This is a genomic window from Pseudomonas sp. Q1 (assembly GCF_009935975.1).
Lineage (GTDB): Bacteria > Pseudomonadota > Gammaproteobacteria > Pseudomonadales > Pseudomonadaceae > Aquipseudomonas > Aquipseudomonas palleroniana.
The window spans coordinates 35,602-54,716 of sequence record NZ_QODI01000004.1 but is presented as its reverse complement, the minus strand read 5'-3'; the positions used below and the strand labels follow the sequence as shown (position 1 = coordinate 54,716).

14 protein-coding genes are annotated in these 19,115 nt (G+C 59.6%); 6 read left to right on the top strand and 8 right to left on the bottom strand.

All coding sequences use genetic code 11. From position 1 onward, the window contains the following. The first annotated feature begins 7 nt into the window (after positions 1 to 7). The 6 genes from infB (at position 8) to DK870_RS07585 (ending at position 7,585) form a co-directional block, all read left to right on the top strand. Positions 8 to 2,527 (top strand): translation initiation factor IF-2, encoded by a 2,520-nt coding sequence (gene infB / locus DK870_RS07610; protein ID WP_161548375.1) that lies wholly within the window; start codon positions 8 to 10, stop codon positions 2,525 to 2,527. 157 nt (positions 2,528 to 2,684) lie between these two features. Then, complete coding sequence (gene rbfA, locus DK870_RS07605) at positions 2,685 to 3,080, top strand: 30S ribosome-binding factor RbfA (protein WP_060752261.1); 396 nt, start codon at positions 2,685 to 2,687, stop codon at positions 3,078 to 3,080. A 4-nt stretch (positions 3,081 to 3,084) separates the two neighbouring features. Continuing rightward, positions 3,085 to 4,002 (top strand): tRNA pseudouridine(55) synthase TruB, encoded by a 918-nt coding sequence (truB, locus tag DK870_RS07600; protein ID WP_060752260.1) that lies wholly within the window; start codon positions 3,085 to 3,087, stop codon positions 4,000 to 4,002. 115 nt (positions 4,003 to 4,117) lie between these two features. After that, a complete protein-coding gene (gene rpsO / locus DK870_RS07595; protein WP_003177875.1) occupies positions 4,118 to 4,387 on the top strand; it encodes a 30S ribosomal protein S15 in 270 nt (89 codons plus the stop codon). A 195-nt stretch (positions 4,388 to 4,582) separates the two neighbouring features. Further along, positions 4,583 to 6,688 (top strand): polyribonucleotide nucleotidyltransferase, encoded by a 2,106-nt coding sequence (gene pnp, locus DK870_RS07590; protein ID WP_060752259.1) that lies wholly within the window; start codon positions 4,583 to 4,585, stop codon positions 6,686 to 6,688. A gap of 297 nt (positions 6,689 to 6,985) precedes the next feature. Continuing rightward, positions 6,986 to 7,585: a BON domain-containing protein gene (locus tag DK870_RS07585; RefSeq protein ID WP_060752258.1), complete on the top strand. Its 600-nt coding sequence runs from the start codon at positions 6,986 to 6,988 to the stop codon at positions 7,583 to 7,585. 147 nt (positions 7,586 to 7,732) lie between these two features. Here DK870_RS07585 and DK870_RS07580 read toward each other — a convergent pair whose 3' ends face one another. The 8 genes from DK870_RS07580 to folK all read right to left on the bottom strand — a co-directional run bounded on the left by DK870_RS07580 (position 7,733) and on the right by folK (position 19,113). Continuing rightward, positions 7,733 to 10,666, bottom strand: a complete 2,934-nt coding sequence (locus DK870_RS07580; RefSeq protein ID WP_161548374.1) for a DUF748 domain-containing protein — start codon at positions 10,664 to 10,666, stop codon at positions 7,733 to 7,735. 87 nt (positions 10,667 to 10,753) lie between these two features. Next, entirely contained in the window at positions 10,754 to 11,770 is a 1,017-nt protein-coding gene (locus DK870_RS07575) for a class I SAM-dependent rRNA methyltransferase (protein WP_161548373.1), read from the bottom strand. 71 nt (positions 11,771 to 11,841) lie between these two features. After that, positions 11,842 to 12,711, bottom strand: coding sequence for an oxygenase MpaB family protein (locus DK870_RS07570; protein WP_090365794.1), 870 nt, complete (start codon positions 12,709 to 12,711; stop codon positions 11,842 to 11,844). A gap of 16 nt (positions 12,712 to 12,727) precedes the next feature. Continuing rightward, positions 12,728 to 14,665 (bottom strand): acetate--CoA ligase, encoded by a 1,938-nt coding sequence (acs, locus tag DK870_RS07565; RefSeq protein WP_161548372.1) that lies wholly within the window; start codon positions 14,663 to 14,665, stop codon positions 12,728 to 12,730. 104 nt (positions 14,666 to 14,769) lie between these two features. Continuing rightward, positions 14,770 to 16,434 (bottom strand): glucose-6-phosphate isomerase, encoded by a 1,665-nt coding sequence (pgi, locus tag DK870_RS07560; protein WP_060752253.1) that lies wholly within the window; start codon positions 16,432 to 16,434, stop codon positions 14,770 to 14,772. 214 nt (positions 16,435 to 16,648) lie between these two features. After that, positions 16,649 to 17,500, bottom strand: coding sequence for a pantoate--beta-alanine ligase (gene panC / locus DK870_RS07555; RefSeq protein ID WP_060752252.1), 852 nt, complete (start codon positions 17,498 to 17,500; stop codon positions 16,649 to 16,651). After that, positions 17,497 to 18,297 carry a 3-methyl-2-oxobutanoate hydroxymethyltransferase gene (panB, locus tag DK870_RS07550; protein ID WP_161548371.1) on the bottom strand — a complete coding sequence of 267 codons (801 nt, stop codon included), beginning with the start codon at positions 18,295 to 18,297 and terminating at the stop codon, positions 17,497 to 17,499. Before panB ends, panC begins: the two co-directional genes overlap by 4 nt. A gap of 333 nt (positions 18,298 to 18,630) precedes the next feature. Beyond that, positions 18,631 to 19,113 (bottom strand): 2-amino-4-hydroxy-6-hydroxymethyldihydropteridine diphosphokinase, encoded by a 483-nt coding sequence (gene folK, locus DK870_RS07545; RefSeq protein WP_161548370.1) that lies wholly within the window; start codon positions 19,111 to 19,113, stop codon positions 18,631 to 18,633. Positions 19,114 to 19,115 lie beyond the last annotated feature (2 nt).

Below are 19,115 nucleotides of genomic sequence, written 5' to 3'. Positions count from 1 at the left end.
GAAGTGCATGACGCAAGTCACGGTGAAACAACTGGCCGATGAGGTCAAAACACCGGTAGAGCGCCTGTTGCAGCAGATGCGTGAGGCAGGTCTGCCGCACACCGCCGCCGATGAAGGTGTGAGCGACAGTGAGAAGCAGTCTTTGCTGACTCACTTGAAGAGCAGCCACAAGGCGAAAGTGGAAGAACCGCGCAAGATTACATTGCAGCGCAAAACCACCAGCACCCTGCGTGTTGCTGGTAGCAAAAGCATCAGCGTTGAAGTACGCAAGAAGAAAGTCTTCGTACAGCGCAGCCCGGAAGAAATCGAAGCCGAGCGCAAACGCGAGCTGGAAGAACGTCGCGCAGTAGAAAATGCTGCTCGCCAGAAGGCTGAAGAAGAAGCCAAGCGTCGCGCCGAAGAAGAAGCGCGTCGCCAGCCTGCGGCTGTGCAACCTGCTGCCGAAGCGGTTGTCGCACCTAGCGCGCCTGTTGAGGCTGTGCGTGAGGCCGCTCCGGTTGCCGCTGCACCTGCGCCTGCAGCAGAGCGCAAGCGTGACGAACCTCGTCGTCCGGACAAGCCACGTGCCGACGATAACAATCGTCGCGGTGGCGGCGGCGATGGTGAGCGTAAAAATGCTCCACATCGCGCTTCGGTCAAAGAGAAAGCACCTGCTCCACGCGTTGCCCCGCGTACCACTGACGAAGAAAGCGATGGCTTCCGTCGTGGTGGCCGCGGCAAGGCCAAGCTGAAAAAACGCAACGCCCACGGTTTCCAGAGCCCAACCGGTCCTGTCGTGCGTGAAGTGAAGATCGGCGAGACCATCACTGTGGGCGATCTCGCCCAGCAGATGTCGGTCAAGGCTGCTGAAATCATCAAGTTCATGTTCAAGCTGGGTACTCCGGCCACCATCAACCAGGTACTGGATCAGGAAACTGCCCAACTGGTTGCTGAAGAGCTGGGCCACAAAGTGACCCTGGTCAGCGACACAGCCCTGGAAGATTCCCTGGCCGAGTCCCTGAAGTTTGAAGGTGAGGCGGTTTCCCGTGCGCCGGTTGTGACCGTAATGGGCCACGTTGACCACGGTAAGACTTCCCTGCTCGACTACATCCGTCGTGCCAAGGTGGCTGCTGGCGAAGCCGGCGGTATCACCCAGCACATCGGTGCGTACCACGTTGAAACCGACCGTGGCATGGTGACCTTCCTCGACACCCCTGGCCACGCCGCGTTTACCGCGATGCGTGCCCGTGGTGCCAAAGCGACCGACATCGTGATCCTGGTGGTTGCAGCCGATGACGGCGTGATGCCACAAACCATCGAGGCTGTTCAGCACGCTCAGGCGGCTGGCGTGCCACTGGTGGTTGCCGTGAACAAAATCGACAAGCCGGGCGCTGATCTCGATCGCATCCGTAGCGAACTGTCGGTTCATGGCGTGACGTCCGAAGAGTGGGGTGGCGACACTCCATTCGTACCAGTCTCCGCGAAGATGGGTACTGGCGTTGACGAACTGCTCGAAGCCGTTCTGTTGCAAGCCGAGGTTCTGGAACTGACCGCTACGCCTTCGGCCCCGGGCCGTGGTGTGGTGGTTGAATCGCGCCTCGACAAGGGCCGTGGCCCGGTTGCCACCGTTCTGGTTCAAGACGGTACCCTGCGCCAAGGCGACATGGTGCTGGTCGGTTCGAACTACGGCCGTGTACGTGCCATGCTCGACGAGAACGGCAAGCCAATCAAGGAAGCCGGCCCGGCTATCCCGGTCGAGATTCTCGGCTTGGACGGTACTCCGGACGCTGGCGACGAGATGAGCGTGGTTGCCGACGAGAAGAAAGCCCGTGAAGTGGCTCTGTTCCGTCAAGGCAAGTTCCGCGAAGTCAAACTGGCTCGCGCTCACGCCGGCAAGCTCGAAAACATCTTCGAGAACATGGGCCAGGAAGAGAAGAAGACGCTTAACATCGTCCTCAAGTCTGACGTACGTGGTTCCCTCGAAGCGTTGAACGGCGCCTTGAACGGCCTGGGTAACGACGAAGTGCAAGTGCGTGTCGTCGGTGGCGGTGTCGGTGGTATCACCGAGTCCGACGCCAACCTGGCACTGGCTTCCAACGCTGTACTGTTCGGCTTCAACGTGCGTGCCGATGCCGGCGCTCGCAAGATCGTCGAGCAGGAAGGCCTGGACATGCGTTACTACAACGTCATCTACGACATCATCGAAGACGTCAAGAAAGCCCTCACCGGCATGCTTGGCAGTGACGTCCGGGAGAACATCCTGGGTATCGCCGAAGTGCGTGATGTGTTCCGCTCGCCTAAATTCGGCGCGGTCGCTGGCTGCATGGTTGTCGAAGGCACCGTGTACCGTAACCGTCCGATCCGTGTACTGCGTGAAGACATCGTTATCTTCGAAGGCGAGCTGGAATCCCTGCGCCGCTTCAAGGATGACGCTTCCGAAGTACGTGCCGGCATGGAGTGCGGTATCGGCGTCAAGAGCTACAACGACGTCAAGGTTGGCGACAAGATCGAAGTCTTCGAGAAGGTTCAGGTTGCTCGCAGCCTCTAACTCGCGCACTTCAGGAGCCACGCAGCGTGTGGGCATGCAGATGCCCAACACCGCACGGACTCTAAACGCAACGCCCGGTCTGGCTTTTGTCAGGCCGGGCGTTTGCCGCTTTCAGACCCCACGGGTTTCACCGTGTGGCAGTAACAGGTAACAAGACATGGCAAAAGAATACAGCCGTACCCAGCGTATCGGCGATCAGATGCAGCGCGAGCTGGCCCAACTGATCCGTCGCGAAGTCAAAGACCCACGCGTTGGCCTGGTTACCATCACCGCAGTTGAAGTGAGCCGTGACGTCGGGCACGCCAAGATCTTCATCACCGTGATGGGCCAGGACAGCAGCGAAGAAATTGCGCAAAGCATCAAGGTGCTCAACTCCGCCGCAGGGTTCCTGCGCATGCAGTTGGCCCGTGAAATGAAGCTGCGCAGCGTTCCTCAGTTGCACTTCCACTACGACGAAAGCGTCGTGCGTGGTGCGCACCTGTCGGCCCTGATCGAACGTGCCGTGGCTGAAGACAGCCAGCATTCGTCCACACCTGAAGACGCCAAGGAGTAAGCGGGTGGCTCAGGTCAAACGTATCCGTCGCAACGTCAGCGGCATCATTCTGCTCGACAAGCCCATTGGCTTTACTTCCAATGCCGCGTTGCAGAAGGTCCGCTGGTTGCTCAATGCCGAGAAGGCCGGGCACACCGGCAGCCTCGATCCCCTGGCCACCGGCGTGCTGCCGTTGTGCTTTGGCGAGGCCACCAAGTTCTCGCAATACTTGCTCGACTCCGACAAGGGGTACGAAACCCTGATGCAACTGGGCAAGACCACCACCACGGCCGATGCCGAAGGTGATGTCTTGCAGGTTCGTGACGTGACCGTTGGTCGTGCTGATATCGAGGCCGCTTTACCCGCTTTTCGTGGGGAAATCAGTCAGATACCGCCGATGTACTCGGCGCTCAAGCGTGATGGGCAGCCTCTTTACAAGTTGGCACGTGCCGGTGAAGTAGTGGAGCGCGAACCGCGTTCTGTTACTATTAGCCGCTTGGAATTGCTCGCCTGCGAAGGCGATACCGCGCGTTTGGCGGTGGACTGCAGCAAAGGCACCTATATCCGTACCCTGGTGGAAGATATTGGTGAAAAGCTCGGTTGCGGCGCGTACGTTGCAGAACTGCGACGCACGCAGGCCGGACCTTTCAGCCTGGCGCAGACCGTAACGCTGGAAGAGTTGGAAGCCGTACACGCCGAAGGCGGCAACGAAGCGGTTGATCGCTTCCTCATGCCATCGGACAGCGGTTTGCAGGATTGGCCATTGCTGCACTTTTCGGAGCACAGCGCGTTCTACTGGCTCAACGGCCAGCCGGTACGTGCCCCGGACGCTCCGAAGTTCGGTATGGTGCGGGTACAGGATCATAACGGTCGCTTTATCGGTATCGGTGAAGTGAGCGAAGACGGGCGCATCGCGCCACGTCGACTGATTCGGTCAGAATGACCGGACGAGGGTGGCTGTTAACAGGCACGGTCACTTCTCATTTTTAGATACAGGGATTTGTCCCTGGCCTGTTGAGATCACCTTTGGGTGGTTTCCTGAAAAAAAGGATTGCCTCATGGCTCTCGACGTTCAAGAAAAAGCACAAATCGTAGCTGACTATCAGCAAGCTGTTGGTGACACTGGTTCGCCAGAAGTGCAAGTTGCACTGCTGACCCACAACATCAACAAGCTGCAAGGTCACTTCAAGGCCAACGGTAAAGATCACCACTCCCGTCGTGGTCTGATCCGCATGGTAAACCAGCGCCGTAAGCTGCTGGACTACCTGAAAGGCAAGGATCTGGGTCGTTATCAGACTCTGATCGGTCGCCTGGGTCTGCGTCGCTAATAAGCGATTGCTCTAGAGGTTGGTTGTCTGCCGTGTGCCATTGGGTTTCCCGCTGGCCCATGGCAGGCTCCCAGCCTCAAGTTTTATCTGGATACACGTTTTACCCTGGACTAGAGTCGGGCCGATTCCCGGCATTGCCCAAGAATTTCGCAAGAAGACACGTTCCCCCAAGAGCCACAAAGAAGGTAGGACACCGTGAACCCGGTTATCAAAAAATTCCAGTTCGGTCAGTCGACCGTTACCCTCGAGACAGGCCGTATCGCCCGTCAAGCCTCCGGCGCAGTGCTGGTTACCGTTGACGACGACGTCACCGTATTGGTGACCGTTGTAGGTGCCAAGACCGCTGACCCGAGCAAAGGCTTTTTCCCTCTGTCCGTTCACTACCAGGAAAAGACTTACGCTGCCGGTAAGATTCCTGGCGGTTTCTTCAAGCGTGAAGGCCGTCCTTCCGAGAAAGAAACCCTGACTTCCCGACTGATCGACCGTCCGATCCGTCCGCTGTTCCCAGAAGGCTTCATGAACGAAGTGCAGGTTGTCTGCACCGTCGTTTCCACCAGCAAGAAGACCGATCCGGACATCGCTGCGATGATCGGTACCTCGGCGGCCCTGGCCATCTCCGGCATTCCTTTCGATGGTCCGATCGGCGCTGCCCGCGTTGCATTCCACGAAAGCACCGGCTACCTGCTGAACCCGACTTACGAACAACTGAAAGCTTCGAGCCTGGACATGGTCGTTGCCGGTACTTCGGAAGCCGTGTTGATGGTTGAATCGGAAGCCAAAGAGCTGACCGAAGACCAGATGCTGGGCGCTGTACTGTTTGCCCACGACGAGTTCCAGGCTGTCATCAAGGCCGTCACCGAGCTGGCTGCCGAAGCTGCCAAGCCAACCTGGACCTGGGCTCCACAAGCTGAAGCGACTGAACTGCTGAGCGCTATCCGCTCCGAGTTCGGTGCTGCGATCTCCGATGCCTACACCATCACCGTCAAGGCCGACCGTTACGCTCGCCTGGGCGAACTGAAGGACCAGGTTGTGGCCAAGCTGTCCGGTGAAGAAGGCCAGCCTTCCGCCAGCGACGTCAAAGCTGCATTCGGTGAAATCGAATACCGTACCGTTCGCGAAAACATCGTTAACGGCAAGCCACGTATCGACGGCCGTGACACTCGCACCGTACGTCCGCTGAACATCGAAGTCGGCGTTCTGCCTAAAACCCACGGTTCGGCTCTGTTCACCCGTGGTGAAACCCAGGCCCTGGTAGTCGCGACTCTGGGTACTGCCCGTGACGCACAGCTGCTGGACACCCTGGAAGGCGAGAAAAAAGACCCGTTCATGCTGCACTACAACTTCCCTCCGTTCTCGGTGGGCGAGTGCGGTCGCATGGGTGGTGCTGGTCGTCGCGAAATCGGTCACGGCCGCCTGGCGCGCCGTTCGGTTCAGGCCATGCTGCCTGCTGCTGACGTGTTCCCGTACACCATCCGTGTTGTGTCGGAAATCACTGAATCCAACGGTTCCAGCTCGATGGCTTCCGTTTGCGGTGCTTCCCTGGCATTGATGGACGCTGGTGTGCCGATGAAGGCGCCGGTTGCCGGTATCGCCATGGGCCTGGTCAAAGAAGGCGAGAAGTTCGCCATCCTGACCGACATCCTGGGTGACGAAGACCACCTGGGCGACATGGACTTCAAAGTAGCCGGTACCGCCAAAGGTGTGACCGCGTTGCAGATGGACATCAAGATCAAAGGCATCACCGAAGAGATCATGGAAATCGCCCTGGGCCAAGCCCTGGAAGCGCGCCTGAATATCCTCGGCCAGATGAACCAGATCATTGGTCAGTCGCGTACCGAACTGTCGGAAAACGCTCCGACCATGATCGCGATGAAAATCGACACCGACAAAATCCGTGATGTCATCGGTAAAGGCGGCGCGACTATTCGTGCGATCTGTGAAGAAACCAAGGCTTCGATCGACATCGAAGACGACGGCTCGATCAAGATCTTCGGCGAAACCAAGGAAGCGGCTGAAGCTGCACGTCAGCGCGTTCTGGGCATCACCGCCGAGGCCGAGATCGGCAAGATCTACGTCGGTAAAGTTGAGCGCATCGTCGACTTCGGCGCATTCGTCAACATCCTGCCGGGCAAAGACGGTCTGGTACACATCTCCATGCTGAGCGATGCTCGTGTCGAGAAAGTGACCGACATTCTGAAAGAAGGCCAGGAAGTGGAAGTGCTGGTACTGGACGTGGACAACCGCGGCCGTATCAAGCTGTCCATCAAGGACGTAGCAGCAGCCAAGGCGTCGGGCGTTTAACCACCCAGCCTTAGCGCTAAGCTGAAAAAAGGACTCTCAGGAGTCCTTTTTTATGCGCGTGGGAAAAGGTCAGGAAATCAGGCGCTTAGTAAATCCTGAAACCCGCAACTTGCATGCAGGCCTGAGTGACTTCATGCAAGTTGCACGATTTCGAAAAAAGCCTGATTTCATAAGTTATTGTTTTATAAAGAATTAATCTGGCATCAAGAATTGGCATACTGCCTGCAATAACCCTGTTAACACTGCAGCATCAAGGTCTATGCGCTGCAGACTTTCAATAAAACAGGAGTTACTCGTATGAAGAAGTTCGCTCTCGCTACTGCTACCGCTCTGACGCTGGCCATGGGTGCTAACGTAGCCTTTGCTCAGACTTCCCAAGCCCCTATGACTTTGGCGGCCGGTGAAATGACCAAGGCTAAAGAGTCTACTTCGGACACCTGGATCACCACCAAAGTGAAAGCTGATCTGCTGACCGAGAAAGGTATTCCTGGTTCGGATATCAAGGTTGAAACCAACAAAGGCGTGGTTTCCCTGTCCTCCGAAGTCGCTATCTCGGACTCGCAGAAAGCGACCGCTGTAGCCATTACCAAGAAAATCAAAGGTGTAACCGCTGTTTCTGCTGATGGCCTGCTGGCAGGCGGCGCAGTTAAAGCTGACAACATCGACAAAGCCAAGACCAGCACCTCGGATACCTGGATTACTACCAAAGTTAAATCCGACCTGGTTACCGAAAAAGGTATTCCTGGTACTGACATCAAAGTCGAAACCAACCACGGCGTAGTATCGCTGTCGTCCACTGCCGCTCTGACCCAAGCGCAGAAAGAGACTGCAGTAGCGATTACCAAGAAAATCAAAGGCGTTAAATCTGTATCGGCTGATGGTCTTACCGTTCAGTAACGCTTGAGGAATCGTCTGAACTAGGCGGCGGCGGCGCGTGAGTTAGATATCCACTCAATGCACCTCCGAGGTTCATGCGACCGACCACACGGATGTGGTCATTACAGGCCCCGGCACTTGTGTCGGGGCCTGTTCTATTTGGGGAGATTATTCGGCATCCAGATGCATCGGCGTCACTACGCGGCCGTCTTTCTCGGCCTGCCCCAGGTTGGCATCAATGAAATACACCCGGTCATCTTCCAGTTTCGCCTTATCCACCAGATAGTCCTTGATGGTGCTGGCCCGGTCCTGCCCCAGTTGGCGCAGCAGCACATCACTGGCGCTCCAGAACTTGATCACGCCGTCTTTGAGCTTGGCGGTACGCTCATCGCTGCTCAGGTCTTTCCATTCGGCTGGTGGTTGTTGTTTCAGGCGCGTGCGGTAGATGCCTTCCAGCAAAGGCGCTTTTTCCTTCTCCGGTACAACCAGCAACGAGGCTTGGGCCGGGACTTTGTCGCCACGGCGTTGCAGCATCTTGTAGTAGTTGTATTGGTATTCACGCTCCAGACGCTCGGCGGCAAGGAACGGGCCGTCGCTGCTGGCCGCTGCCGTGCCTTCGATTTCCAGGCGCAGGCTAGGGCGTTCTTTAAGTGCCTTGGCCAACGTGTTCAGGGCGCCTTCTGCATCTTTGCTCAACTCACTGGAACCTGCGGCAAAGGACACACTGCCGAGGTCTTCCGAGCCGCTGCCGGTGATTAGGCCACCAATGAATTTGAATGGTGCTGTTGCCGCGCGTACCACCAGGTTGCGCAGGGTCTGCCACACAATCGGCATTACGCTGAATTGCGGGTTGTTCAAATCACCGCTCACCGGCAGTTCGATAGAGATTTTGCCGTCGCTGTCTTTGAGCAACGCGATCGCCAGGCGAATCGGCAAATCCACGGCGTCGGCACTGTCGACTTTCTCGCCCAGTTGCAGCTGTTCAACCACCACTTTGTTTTCGGCCTTCAATTGGCCTTTGGTAATCACATAGTGCAGGTCCAGGTTCAGGCGACCCTTACGGATGCGGAAACCGGCGAATTTGCCTGAGTAGGGCGTCAATGTCGTCAGTTCGACCCGTTTGAAGCTGGTGGCGATATCCAATGCCGCCATGGGATCAAACGGGTTCACGCTGCCTTTGATGGTCACGGGCGCGTAGCGATCGACCTTGCCGTTGATGTCGACACTGGCCGGTTTGGCCTGGCGACTGTCGATGGTGCCGATCTGCCCGTTGAGCTGTTGAATGGCCGTGGCGAAATTGGGTGTGAGGCTGAAGTCGGCAAAGTTGGCCGAGCCATCGTTGATCGCAATTTGCCCGATATGAATGCCCAACGGCTTCTCGTTGCTTGCTGCAGGTTTGGCACCAGACTTGGCGCCGCTGTCGGCCGGTTGTGGTATCAGCAGGTCGTCGATGTTGGTGGTACGGTCATCGTTGATCATGAAGCGTGCATACGGCTGCAGCAGGTTGACCTTGTCGATTGAAAGGCTCTCGCCGTGCTGATAGTTCACGCCTTCCAGTATCAGGCGCTGCCATTTGACGAAGTCGCGGGTCTTGAGGGTGTCCAGCGTATGCAACTGGTCGACTTGCGCGCGACCGGTGACTTGCAACGCCAGCGGTGCGGTGCTTTTGAGGTTTACATCCAGGTTGCTGCCCAGCATGCCGCTGCGCAGTTCCAAACGAATGAATGGGCTGATATAGGCCTGGGCGACCCGCAGGTCGATGTCCTGGGTATTCACTTTCAGCTTGGCGCTGACCGGGTTGAGGTTGACCTCGCCGGTTGCCTGGATCTTGCCTTGCTTGCCCAGGCCGCTGTCGACCTTCAGGGTAAAGGGACTCTGGTTGAGGCTGTCGAAGTTCTGCATGTCGACGTTCAACGGGCCCAGCTCCAGCGCTACCGCAGGCTTGGCCGCGCGGTCAGCCAGGTGCACCTGGTAATTACGCAGTTGCACGTCCTTGAGCAGCACTTGCCAGGGTTTGCTTGGGGCTGCGGGTTCAGCTTTTGGCGAGTCGGCAGTGGCCGGCGCGGCTGCCGGCTCCGGGGCCTTGGCCGGTTTGCTCGGTTGGCTGGCGAACAGTTTCTGCCAGTCCAATTGCCCGTCAGCCTCGCGGGCCGCCCAGGTTTCCAGCTTGTTACTGCGGATCTTGCCAACCACCACTTGCTGCTTGGCCAGGTCTACCGTGGTCTCGCTGACGTCCAGGCGCTCCAGGCGTGCCAATGGGCGTCCGTCCGGGGCTTTGATTGCAAAGGGCGCAATGCTGGCCGCGGTATTGGTCAGTTTCAGTTCGGTTTCCTTGGCCAGGCTGAACGTGTACTCGGTGCTGAAGTTCAGCACGCCGTCTTCCAGCACCAGCGGCAAGGCGTCACGGACATAGGGCCACCAGGCTTTCATCTTGCCATCGGTGACTTTCAGCGTGCCCTCGGACGTGATCGGTACCAGGCTGAAATTACCTTTCCAGTCGATCTGCCCGCCCTGAGGCCCTGCGGCCACCAAGGTCATGTCGGCGTTGTCTTCGGGCAAGGTGCTGAGGTTTTTCAGCTCGAAGTCGAGTTTGTCGTAGAGAAATTCGATGGGCTCGCTGGGGCGCAGGTCTTGGAAGTGCACATAACCGCTCGCCAGCTTGATGCTGTCGATGCGCAAAGGGAATGGTTTGGCGTTCGGGTCGGCCGGAGTGGGTTCGCTCGGCGGCAGTTTGAACAACTGCGCGAGGTTCAGTTGGCCGGACTTGTCGAACAGCAACTCGGTCTTGGGCTTGTCCAACTGGACATCGGCCAGGTGCAGGGCGCGAGTCCAGAGACTGTCGATCTGCAGGTTGGCGTAAAGGCGTTCGAAACCGACCTGTTCCTTGCCCGGTTCGCCGATCTGCAGGCCCCATGCCGTGACTTCCAGGCTGAACGGGTTGAGTTCGAGACGCTCGAGGCGTGCTGGCACCGTGGCGTAATTGGCCAGCTGTTGATTGGCGATCCGAAGGGCGATGCCCGGCAAAATCAGGAAGCCCAGCAAGCTGTACAGAGCAAGAGCAGTCAACACGGCGCCGATGGCGCGAATCAATCCTTTGGGCATGGGTGGCGGCATCTATATCGAACGAGAGTGCCTTGGAGTATGGCACGGGATTTCGGTTCCGAAGAACCGGGGCTATTGGGAAAAGGCCTACAGTTGCAGGATCAGGGTCTTCAGCGGTGGCTGTTGGTCCTGTGAGGGAAAATCCGCCCCCGGTGCCATGATCTGCCAGTCGCGTACCGGGCGGCCGGCTTTTTCGGCGCAGCGCAGCACCTGCTCGCGCCAATCGTCCATGCTGACTTTTGCCAGGTTATTGCAGCAGATCAGCACGCCGTTGTCGGCGGTGGCCAGCAGTGCAGGCTTGAGCAGGCTTTGATAGTCGCGCAACAGGTCGACGGTGCCGAAGGCGCTCTTGGCCCAGGCCGGTGGGTCGAGCAATACCAGGTCATATTGGCGCGGCTCAAGGTGTGGATAACTCGGCAGTTTTTGCCCACGCCGCTGGGTAATCGGCAAACCCGCCAGTTGGCGGATGGCCGGGAAGTAATCGGACTGCACGAACTGCATGCTCGGCAGCTGCGGGTTCAGCAGGCCGTTTTCACGACCGACTGCCAGGTTGCCCTCGGCGAAGTCCAGGTTGCACACCTCGCGTGCGCCACCGGCGGCTGCGCTCAAGCCCACGCCGCAGGTGTAGGCGAACAGGTTCAGCACGCTCTTGCCGGCGCTGTGGTCCTTGACCCAGCCGCGGGTATTGCGCAAGTCGAGGAACAGCAGCGGGTCTTGCCCGGCATGGCGCCCGCGCACGCGGTAGTTGAGGCCCCACTCATGGCCGACCAGGTCTTCCAGTGCCGCAGGTTCGGCGCGATACACCGTGTCTTCGCGGTCGATCCGTGAATTGCCCCGGGAGCGGTCGTTGTACACCAGCAGCAATTCCAACCCCATGAACTGATTGATCAATTGATGCATGTCCAGCAACTCGGCCGTTTCCAACGGCTGGTGAAAACTCTGCACCAGCAATTGCGGGCCATAGCGGTCGATGGTCAGGCCGCCGGCGCCTTCCTGGCTGCCGTGGAACAACCGGTAGCAGTCAGTGCCTTGGGCGTGCAGCTCATGGATCAGGTCTTGGCGTTGATCGAGGGCGGCGCGCAGCGCCTGATTCAGGGAATACATGGAACGCGCCTTGCGTGCTGGGTCAATGGGGGTAAAGGTGGGCGCGGAGTTTAACAGCTATAGGCGCCGGCCTACATCAGCCCCATCCGTCGATGGGCGCGTTGCACCGAACCATTGCGCATTGCCCAACGCAGCAGCGGCGCGCTGCGCTTGACCCCCGCGCGGATCATCTGACGCTGCAGCGGGCTCTGGTGTTGTTCAAGCAGGGTACTGGCCCAGTCCGGTAGCAGGTCGATCCCGGCTTGCATCATCAGGCTGCCGAAGGGTTTGGCCAGGGTGCTTGGGGCGGGAGCATTGAGCAGCAGGCGCAGCACTTCACGGCTGCGTTCGTCGCACAGCAACTGCGGACGTATGCGTGCCAGATAATCTGAAACGTCCTGCCGTGAACGCGGCACATGCCTGGCGCCCAGCCGTTCGGCGACCAAGGCGATTTCGCTGTAGTAACGATCCTGATCACGCCCCGACAGATGCGGGTTGCAATAACGCAGGTGCGCGGCCAGGAAGTTGCTGACCTCAGCCACATGCACCCAGGTCAACAGCTCCGGGTCGCTGGCCGCATAGGGCCGCCCGTCCGGGGCATGCCCGACCACTTGCAGGTGAATGGTGCGGACTTTTTCGATCAGCCATTCGGCATCTTTACGCGAGCCGAAGGTGGTGCCGGAAATAAACTGCGAGGTCCGGCGCAGGCGCCCGAGCATGTCCTGGCGGAAATTCGAGTGGTCCCACACGCCGGCCAGCGCCAGGGGATGCAAGGCTTGCAGCATCAATGCACTGATGCCGCCGATGAGCATGCTGCTGAAGTCGCCATGCACTTGCCAGCTCACCGAGTTCGGCCCGAACAGGCCCGGATCGCCCTTGGGGTTTTCCAGATCCAGCTGGCCCAGTGACAGGCCGGTCAGGCTCATCAGTTGGGATTCGATGCGGCTGCGGATAAATTCCATGGCGACTCGGGGTTTCCTATCGGTTCAGGCGTTTGTCGATCAGGCCGTCCACGACGCTGGGGTCGGCCAGGGTCGAGGTATCACCGAGGCTGTCCAGTTCGTTGCAGGCGATCTTGCGCAATATGCGTCGCATGATCTTGCCCGAGCGGGTTTTCGGCAAGGCCGGCGCCCATTGGATCAGTTCCGGCTTGGCAAAGCTGCCGATTTCCTGGCTTACCAGGTCCAGCAGGTGTTGCTTCAAGGCGTCGCTGGGTTCCACGCCATTCATCGGCGTAACGAACGCGTAGATGCCCTGGCCTTTGACATCATGGGGGTAGCCCACCACTGCGGCCTCGGCCACCTGGTCATGCAGCACCAGGGCGCTTTCCACTTCGGCGGTACCGATACGATGCCCGGAGACATTGATCACGTCGTCGATGCGCCCAGTGATCCAATAGTCGCCATCTTCATCGCGGCGTGCGCCGTCGCCGGTGAAGTAGTAGCCGGGGTAAGGTTTGAAATAGGTGTCGATCATGCGCTGCGGGTCGCCGTAGACGCTGCGGATCTGCCCCGGCCAGCTGGCTTTGATCGCGAGAATGCCGCTGCCGGCGCCGCTGAGTTCCTTGCCGTGCTCGTCCAGCAGCACGGGCTGTACGCCAAACATTGGCCGGGTCGCACAGCCGGGTTTGATGCGCTGAGCGCTGACCAGTGGGCTGAGCATGATGCCGCCGGTTTCTGTCTGCCACCAGGTATCTACAATCGGGCAGCGCTGCTCGCCCACCGCGTTGAAATACCAATCCCAGGCTTCCGGGTTGATCGGCTCGCCGACGCTGCCCAGCAGGCGCAGGCTGGCGCGTGAGGTGTGCTCCAGCGGGCCGTGGCCTTCACGCATCAGGGCGCGCAGCGCGGTGGGAGCGGTATAGAAGATATTGACCTGGTGTTTGTCGATCACCTGCCAGAAGCGCGAACTGTCGGGGTAGCTCGGCACGCCTTCGAACATCAGCGAGGTGGCGCCGTTGGCCAGCGGACCATACACGATGTAACTGTGCCCGGTGACCCAACCCACGTCGGCCGTGCACCAGAACACTTCGCCGTCGCGGTAATCGAGCACGTATTTGAAGGTCATCGCCGCCTGCAGCAGGTAGCCTCCGGTGGTGTGCAGGACGCCCTTGGGTTTGCCGGTGCTGCCGGAGGTGTAGAGGATGAACAATGGGTCTTCGGCATCCATCGGCTCGGGCGGGCAGTGCTCGTTGGCGGTATCCAGGGCTTGCTGGTACGCAAGGTCACGGCCCTCGCTCCAGTTCACGGCAGCGCCCGTGCGTTGTACCACCAGCACCGTGCTGACGTTCGGGCAACTGGCCAGGGCTTTGTCGACATTCTTCTTCAGTGCGATCGGCTTGCCGCCGCGTACGCCTTCATCGGCGGTTATCACGGTGCGGCAGTCGGCGTCGAGAATGCGATCGCGCAGGGCATCCGGCGAGAACCCGCCAAACACGACCGAGTGCACGGCCCCGATTCGCGTGCAGGCCAGCATGGCGTAGGCGGCCTCGGGAATCATCGGCATGTAGATGCACACCCGGTCGCCTTTCTTCACGCCACGGCTTTTCAGTACGTTGGCCAGGCGGCTGACCTTCTGGTGGAGTTGGCGGTAGGTAATGCTGCAAGCATGGGCAGGATCATCGCCTTCCCAGATGATGGCCGGTCGATCGGCACGTTGTGCCAGGTGACGGTCGATACAGTTGTAACTGACGTTCAGTTGGCCGCCGGCGAACCATTGGGCGGCGCCGCTGCGGATATCGGCGCTGTGCACGGTATGCCAGGGGGTGATCCAGTCGAGAAAGCCCTTGGCTTGTTCAGCCCAGAAGGCATCGGGTTGCTCGATGGATTGACGATAGAGGCGCTGGTAGTCCTCTTGACTGAGTTGCGCAGCCCGGCGGACGGCATCGGCGTGGGGATACTGGCTGATATCGAACATGAGCGCTCCTTATTCTTGTTTTGCGACAAGTCATAAAGATGCACCCTGTGGGGGGAGGGTTCAAGGCCAACGTCCAAGCGGACGTTGGCCCTGTGCTACCGCTATCAGCCGCGGTGACGACCACGGAAGTAGTTGATCAGGCCCTGGGTCGAAGCGTCCTCGGCGGAGGTCTCTTCGGTGCCGGTCAGGCGGTTGTAGACGCCTTTGCCCAGCTCTTTACCCAGCTCCACGCCCCATTGGTCGAAGGCGTTGATGCCCCAGATCACGCTCTGCACGAACACTTTGTGTTCATACATCGCCACCAGGGCGCCCAGGCGGCGCGGGCTGATGCGTTCAACCACGAGGGTGTTGCTTGGACGGTTGCCCGGGATCACCTTGTGCGGCGCCAGTTTCTGTACTTCGGCTTCCGGGAGGCCCTTGTCGCGCAGTTCGGCTTCGGCTTCGCTGCGGGTTTTGCCCAGCATCAATGCCTGGCTCTGCGACAGGCAGTTGGCGTACAGCCACTGATGGTGGTCGGACACCGGGTTGAAGCTGACGATCGGCACGATGAAGTCGGCCGGGATCAGTTGGGTCCCTTGGTGCAGCAACTGGTGGTAAGCGTGTTGACCGTTGCAGCCTACGCCACCCCAGATCACCGGGCCGGTATCGGTGGACACCGGTGTACCGTCCTGGCGCACGCTCTTGCCGTTGGATTCCATGTCCAGCTGTTGCAAGTGCTTGGTGATGTTACGCAGATAGTGGTCGTACGGCAGGATCGCATGGCTCTGCGCACCCCAGAAGTTGCCGTACCACACGCCCAGCAAGCCCAGCAGTACCGGCATGTTGGCTTCGAATGGCGCGTTCTGGAAGTGCTGGTCCATGGTGTAGGCACCGGACAGCAGTTCCTTGAAGTTGGACATGCCGATGGCCAGGGCGATTGGCAAGCCGATGGCCGACCACAGCGAGTAACGGCCGCCGACCCAGTCCCACATCGGGAAGATGTTTTCTTCGCGGATACCGAAAGCTACCGCCGCTGCGTTGTTGCTCGACACGGCGATGAAGTGGCGGTACAGCTCCGCTTCCGAGCCACCCTGGGCCAGGTACCAGGCGCGGGCGGCCTGGGCGTTTTTCAGGGTTTCGAGGGTGTTGAAGGATTTCGACGAGACGATGAACAGCGTGGTCTCGGCGCGCAGTTTCATGGTCAGTTCGTGGAACTCGCTGCCGTCGATGTTCGCCAGGTAATGGCAGCGCACACCTTTATGGGCGTAGGACAACAGCGCTTCGGAGACCAGCTCCGGGCCGAGGAACGAGCCACCGATGCCGATGTTCACCACGTCGGTGATCGGCTTCTCGGTGTAACCCCGCCACAGGCCGTCGTGGATGCGGCCGACCAGGTCCGTGATCTGGTTCAGCACCTTGTGCACGTCCGGCATGATGTTCACGCCGTTGACCGACAATTTGTCGCCCACTGGGCGGCGCAGGGCGGTGTGCAGGGCAGGTCGGCCTTCGGACGAGTTGACCGGCTCACCGGCGAACAGCGAGTTGATCGCGTCCTTGAGGCCGACTTCGTTGGCCAGGCCCACCAGCAGGTCACGGGTTTCGCGGGTGATGAGGTTTTTCGAGTAATCGAGGAAAAGCCCGCAGCTGCTCAAGGTGAATTGGGAAAAGCGCTGGGGATCGGCATTGAATGCCTCGCGCATGCTGAAATCCTGCATGGCTTGGCGATGTTGATTGAGCGCTTGCCAGGCGGGCAGAGCGGTAACGTCATGAGGAGTGCGGTAGTACGCCATCGCTGCGGGTTTCCTTTTTATTACGGGGACTGCCTTTAGGACACTTCAAAGTCCGGAACGTCCTGTCTTTGATCAAGCGGCCGATGCCGGACAGCGCTAACCAAGAGCGCAGGGCGATTACATTAAACCTAGCGTGTCGATATGTCTTGGCTTTGTCTGCGCTGTAGCCGGTACTTTTTTATACCGGCCCAGCGAGGAGGGCAAATGAAGGTGTTCAGTTGAGGGTCAGATGCAGGTTGTCGATGAGGCGAGTGGCGCCCAGATAGGCGGCTACCAGAATCACCACATCGCGGTCCTCGGCCGTGGCTGGACGCAGATGCACGCCCTGGCGCACTTCAAGGTAGTCGACGCGCAGGCCGGCAGCTTCGATCTGCTGCACCTGTTCGGCACGCAACGTGGCGAAGTCTTTGTCACCTGCCTTGATCGACGCGGCAATCTGGCTGAGGCTGCGATAGAGCACCGGGGCAATGGCACGCTGCTCCTCGGTGAGGTAGCCGTTGCGCGAAGACAGCGCGAGGCCGTCTTCGGCACGCACGGTGGGCTCGCCGATGATCTGGATCGGCATGTTCAGGTCATGGACCATGGCACGGATCACCGCCAACTGCTGGTAATCCTTCTGGCCAAATACGGCCATGTCCGGTTGGACCATGTTGAACAGCTTGCTGACCACCGTCGCCACGCCTTCGAAGTGCCCGGGGCGGCTGGCCCCGCACAGGCCTTCGGACAGCTGCGGGACGCTGACGCGGGTCTGGCCCGTCATGCCGCCTGGGTACATTTCTTCGACGGTCGGTGCAAACAGCAGGTTGCAGCCGGCTTGCAGCAGCTTTTCCTGGTCGGCGGCGAGGGTGCGAGGGTATTTGTCCAAATCTTCGCCGGCGCCGAATTGCAGCGGGTTGACGAAGATACTCGCGACCACGAAGTCCGACTGCTGAGCCGCCTTGGTGACCAGGGTGGCATGGCCGCTGTGCAGGTTCCCCATGGTCGGCACGAAGCCGATGCGCTTGCCGGCGCTGCGCGCGTGGGTCACGGCGGCCCGCAGTTCACGTACGGTCTTGACAGTGTTCATGCAGAGAACCCGTGTTCGGCGCCTGGGAAGGTTACTGCTTTGACTTCACGAACGTAGGCGCTCAGTGCTGCCTGGATGCTGTCCTGGCCGTCCATGAAGTTCTTTACGAACTTGGGCACATGGCCGCTTATGGACAGGCCAAGCATGTCGTGCACCACCAGTACCTGACCATCGGTTGCGGACCCGGCACCAATGCCGATCACCGGCACTTTGACGGCTTGGGTGATTTCAGCGGCCAGTTCGCTCGGTACGCACTCCAGCACGATCATCGCGGCGCCGGCCTGTTCCAGGGCAATGGCATCGGCGCGCATCTGGCGTGCCTGGGCTTCATTGCGGCCTTGAACCTTGTAGCCGCCGAGGATGTTCACCGACTGCGGCGTCAGCCCCATGTGCACACACACCGGAACTCCGCGCTCAGCCAGCAGGCGAATCGAGTCGGCGAGCCATACGGCGCCCTCGATCTTGACCATGTGCGCGCCAGCTTGCATGAGTTTGCCGGCGTTCTGGAATGTCTGCTCGGGGGTGGCGTAAGCCATGAATGGCAGGTCGGCGATGATGAACGCGCCGTCGTTACCGCGCTTGACGCTGGCGGTGTGGTAGGCCAGTTCCTCGGTGGTCACCGGCAGGGTGCTGTCATTCCCTTGAAGAACCATGCCCAGGGAGTCGCCCACCAGGAGCACCTCGACCCCGGCCTGGCAACTGACGTGGGCGAAGGTGGCGTCGTAGCAGGTCAGCATGGTGATTTTTTCACCCTTGAGCTTGAGGCTCTGCAAGGTGGTCAGGGTAATGCTTGGCATGAAAAGGGTCCTCGTTCAGGCGCTTGGAAACAGCGAGTAACGCGCGTGAGTCTTCGTTTATACAGGCGCACTGTCTTGAAAGCAGTGCTTATATGGCCTGGATTGCGCCCTTCAGCGCCGGGTTGGCGGCGGCGGGACGCCTATAGTCGTGAGGAGGACACGGGAAGTCAATTGGATGTGTTACCGCATTGTTACGAGCGGGGTGTTACCTGTGTTACTGATGCGATTGTAGGAGCGAGCTTGCTCGCGAAGGTCGTTAACGATAATACGCCGTGCCTGGATAAACGCGGTGTTTTGACGTATTTCGCGAGCAAGGTGGGCCTGCTCCTGGATTCAATCAGGCAAGCGTTCCAGGCCGACAAACGGGCAAGCTTCAAGCAATGCGCTGAGTCGCTGGCCATCCGGCAGTTGCAGATCGGCAGGGGCCAATTCGGCCAATGGGTACAGCACGAACGGTCGAACATGCATCTGGTAGTGCGGTACTTTCAGGCGGGGCTCGTCGATCAGGCGATCGCCAAACAGCACGATGTCCAGGTCCAGCGTGCGCGGCCCCCAGCGTTCCAGGCGTTCGCGGCCCTGGTTATGCTCGATGGCTTGCAGCGCATCCAGCAGCTCCAGTGGCGCCAGGCTGCTGTCCAGCGCCGCAACAGCATTGGTAAAGCGCGGCTGGCCTGGGAGCAGGGAGTCACTTTGATAGAACGCCGATACCCCTGCGAGGGTGGTACCGGGCAATAGCGCCAACGCCTGCAAGGCGTTGCGCAATTGCTGCTGCGGGGCAGCGAGGTTGCTGCCCATGCCGATGTAGATGCGTTCCACGG

Excerpts from the sequence above, each read along its gene's own strand:
- DK870_RS07570 (WP_090365794.1), bottom strand. The coding sequence starts at position 12,711 with ATGGAATTTATCCGCAGCCGCATCGAATCCCAACTGATGAGCCTGACC.
- rpsO (WP_003177875.1), top strand. The coding sequence starts at position 4,118 with ATGGCTCTCGACGTTCAAGAAAAAGCACAAATCGTAGCTGACTATCAG.
- DK870_RS07580 (WP_161548374.1), bottom strand. The coding sequence starts at position 10,666 with ATGCCCAAAGGATTGATTCGCGCCATCGGCGCCGTGTTGACTGCTCTT.
- panB (WP_161548371.1), bottom strand. The coding sequence starts at position 18,297 with ATGCCAAGCATTACCCTGACCACCTTGCAGAGCCTCAAGCTCAAGGGT.
- panC (WP_060752252.1), bottom strand. The coding sequence starts at position 17,500 with ATGAACACTGTCAAGACCGTACGTGAACTGCGGGCCGCCGTGACCCAC.
- rbfA (WP_060752261.1), top strand. The coding sequence starts at position 2,685 with ATGGCAAAAGAATACAGCCGTACCCAGCGTATCGGCGATCAGATGCAG.
- infB (WP_161548375.1), top strand. The coding sequence starts at position 8 with ATGACGCAAGTCACGGTGAAACAACTGGCCGATGAGGTCAAAACACCG.
- DK870_RS07575 (WP_161548373.1), bottom strand. The coding sequence starts at position 11,770 with ATGTATTCCCTGAATCAGGCGCTGCGCGCCGCCCTCGATCAACGCCAA.
- pgi (WP_060752253.1), bottom strand. The coding sequence starts at position 16,434 with ATGGCGTACTACCGCACTCCTCATGACGTTACCGCTCTGCCCGCCTGG.
- acs (WP_161548372.1), bottom strand. The coding sequence starts at position 14,665 with ATGTTCGATATCAGCCAGTATCCCCACGCCGATGCCGTCCGCCGGGCT.
- DK870_RS07585 (WP_060752258.1), top strand. The coding sequence starts at position 6,986 with ATGAAGAAGTTCGCTCTCGCTACTGCTACCGCTCTGACGCTGGCCATG.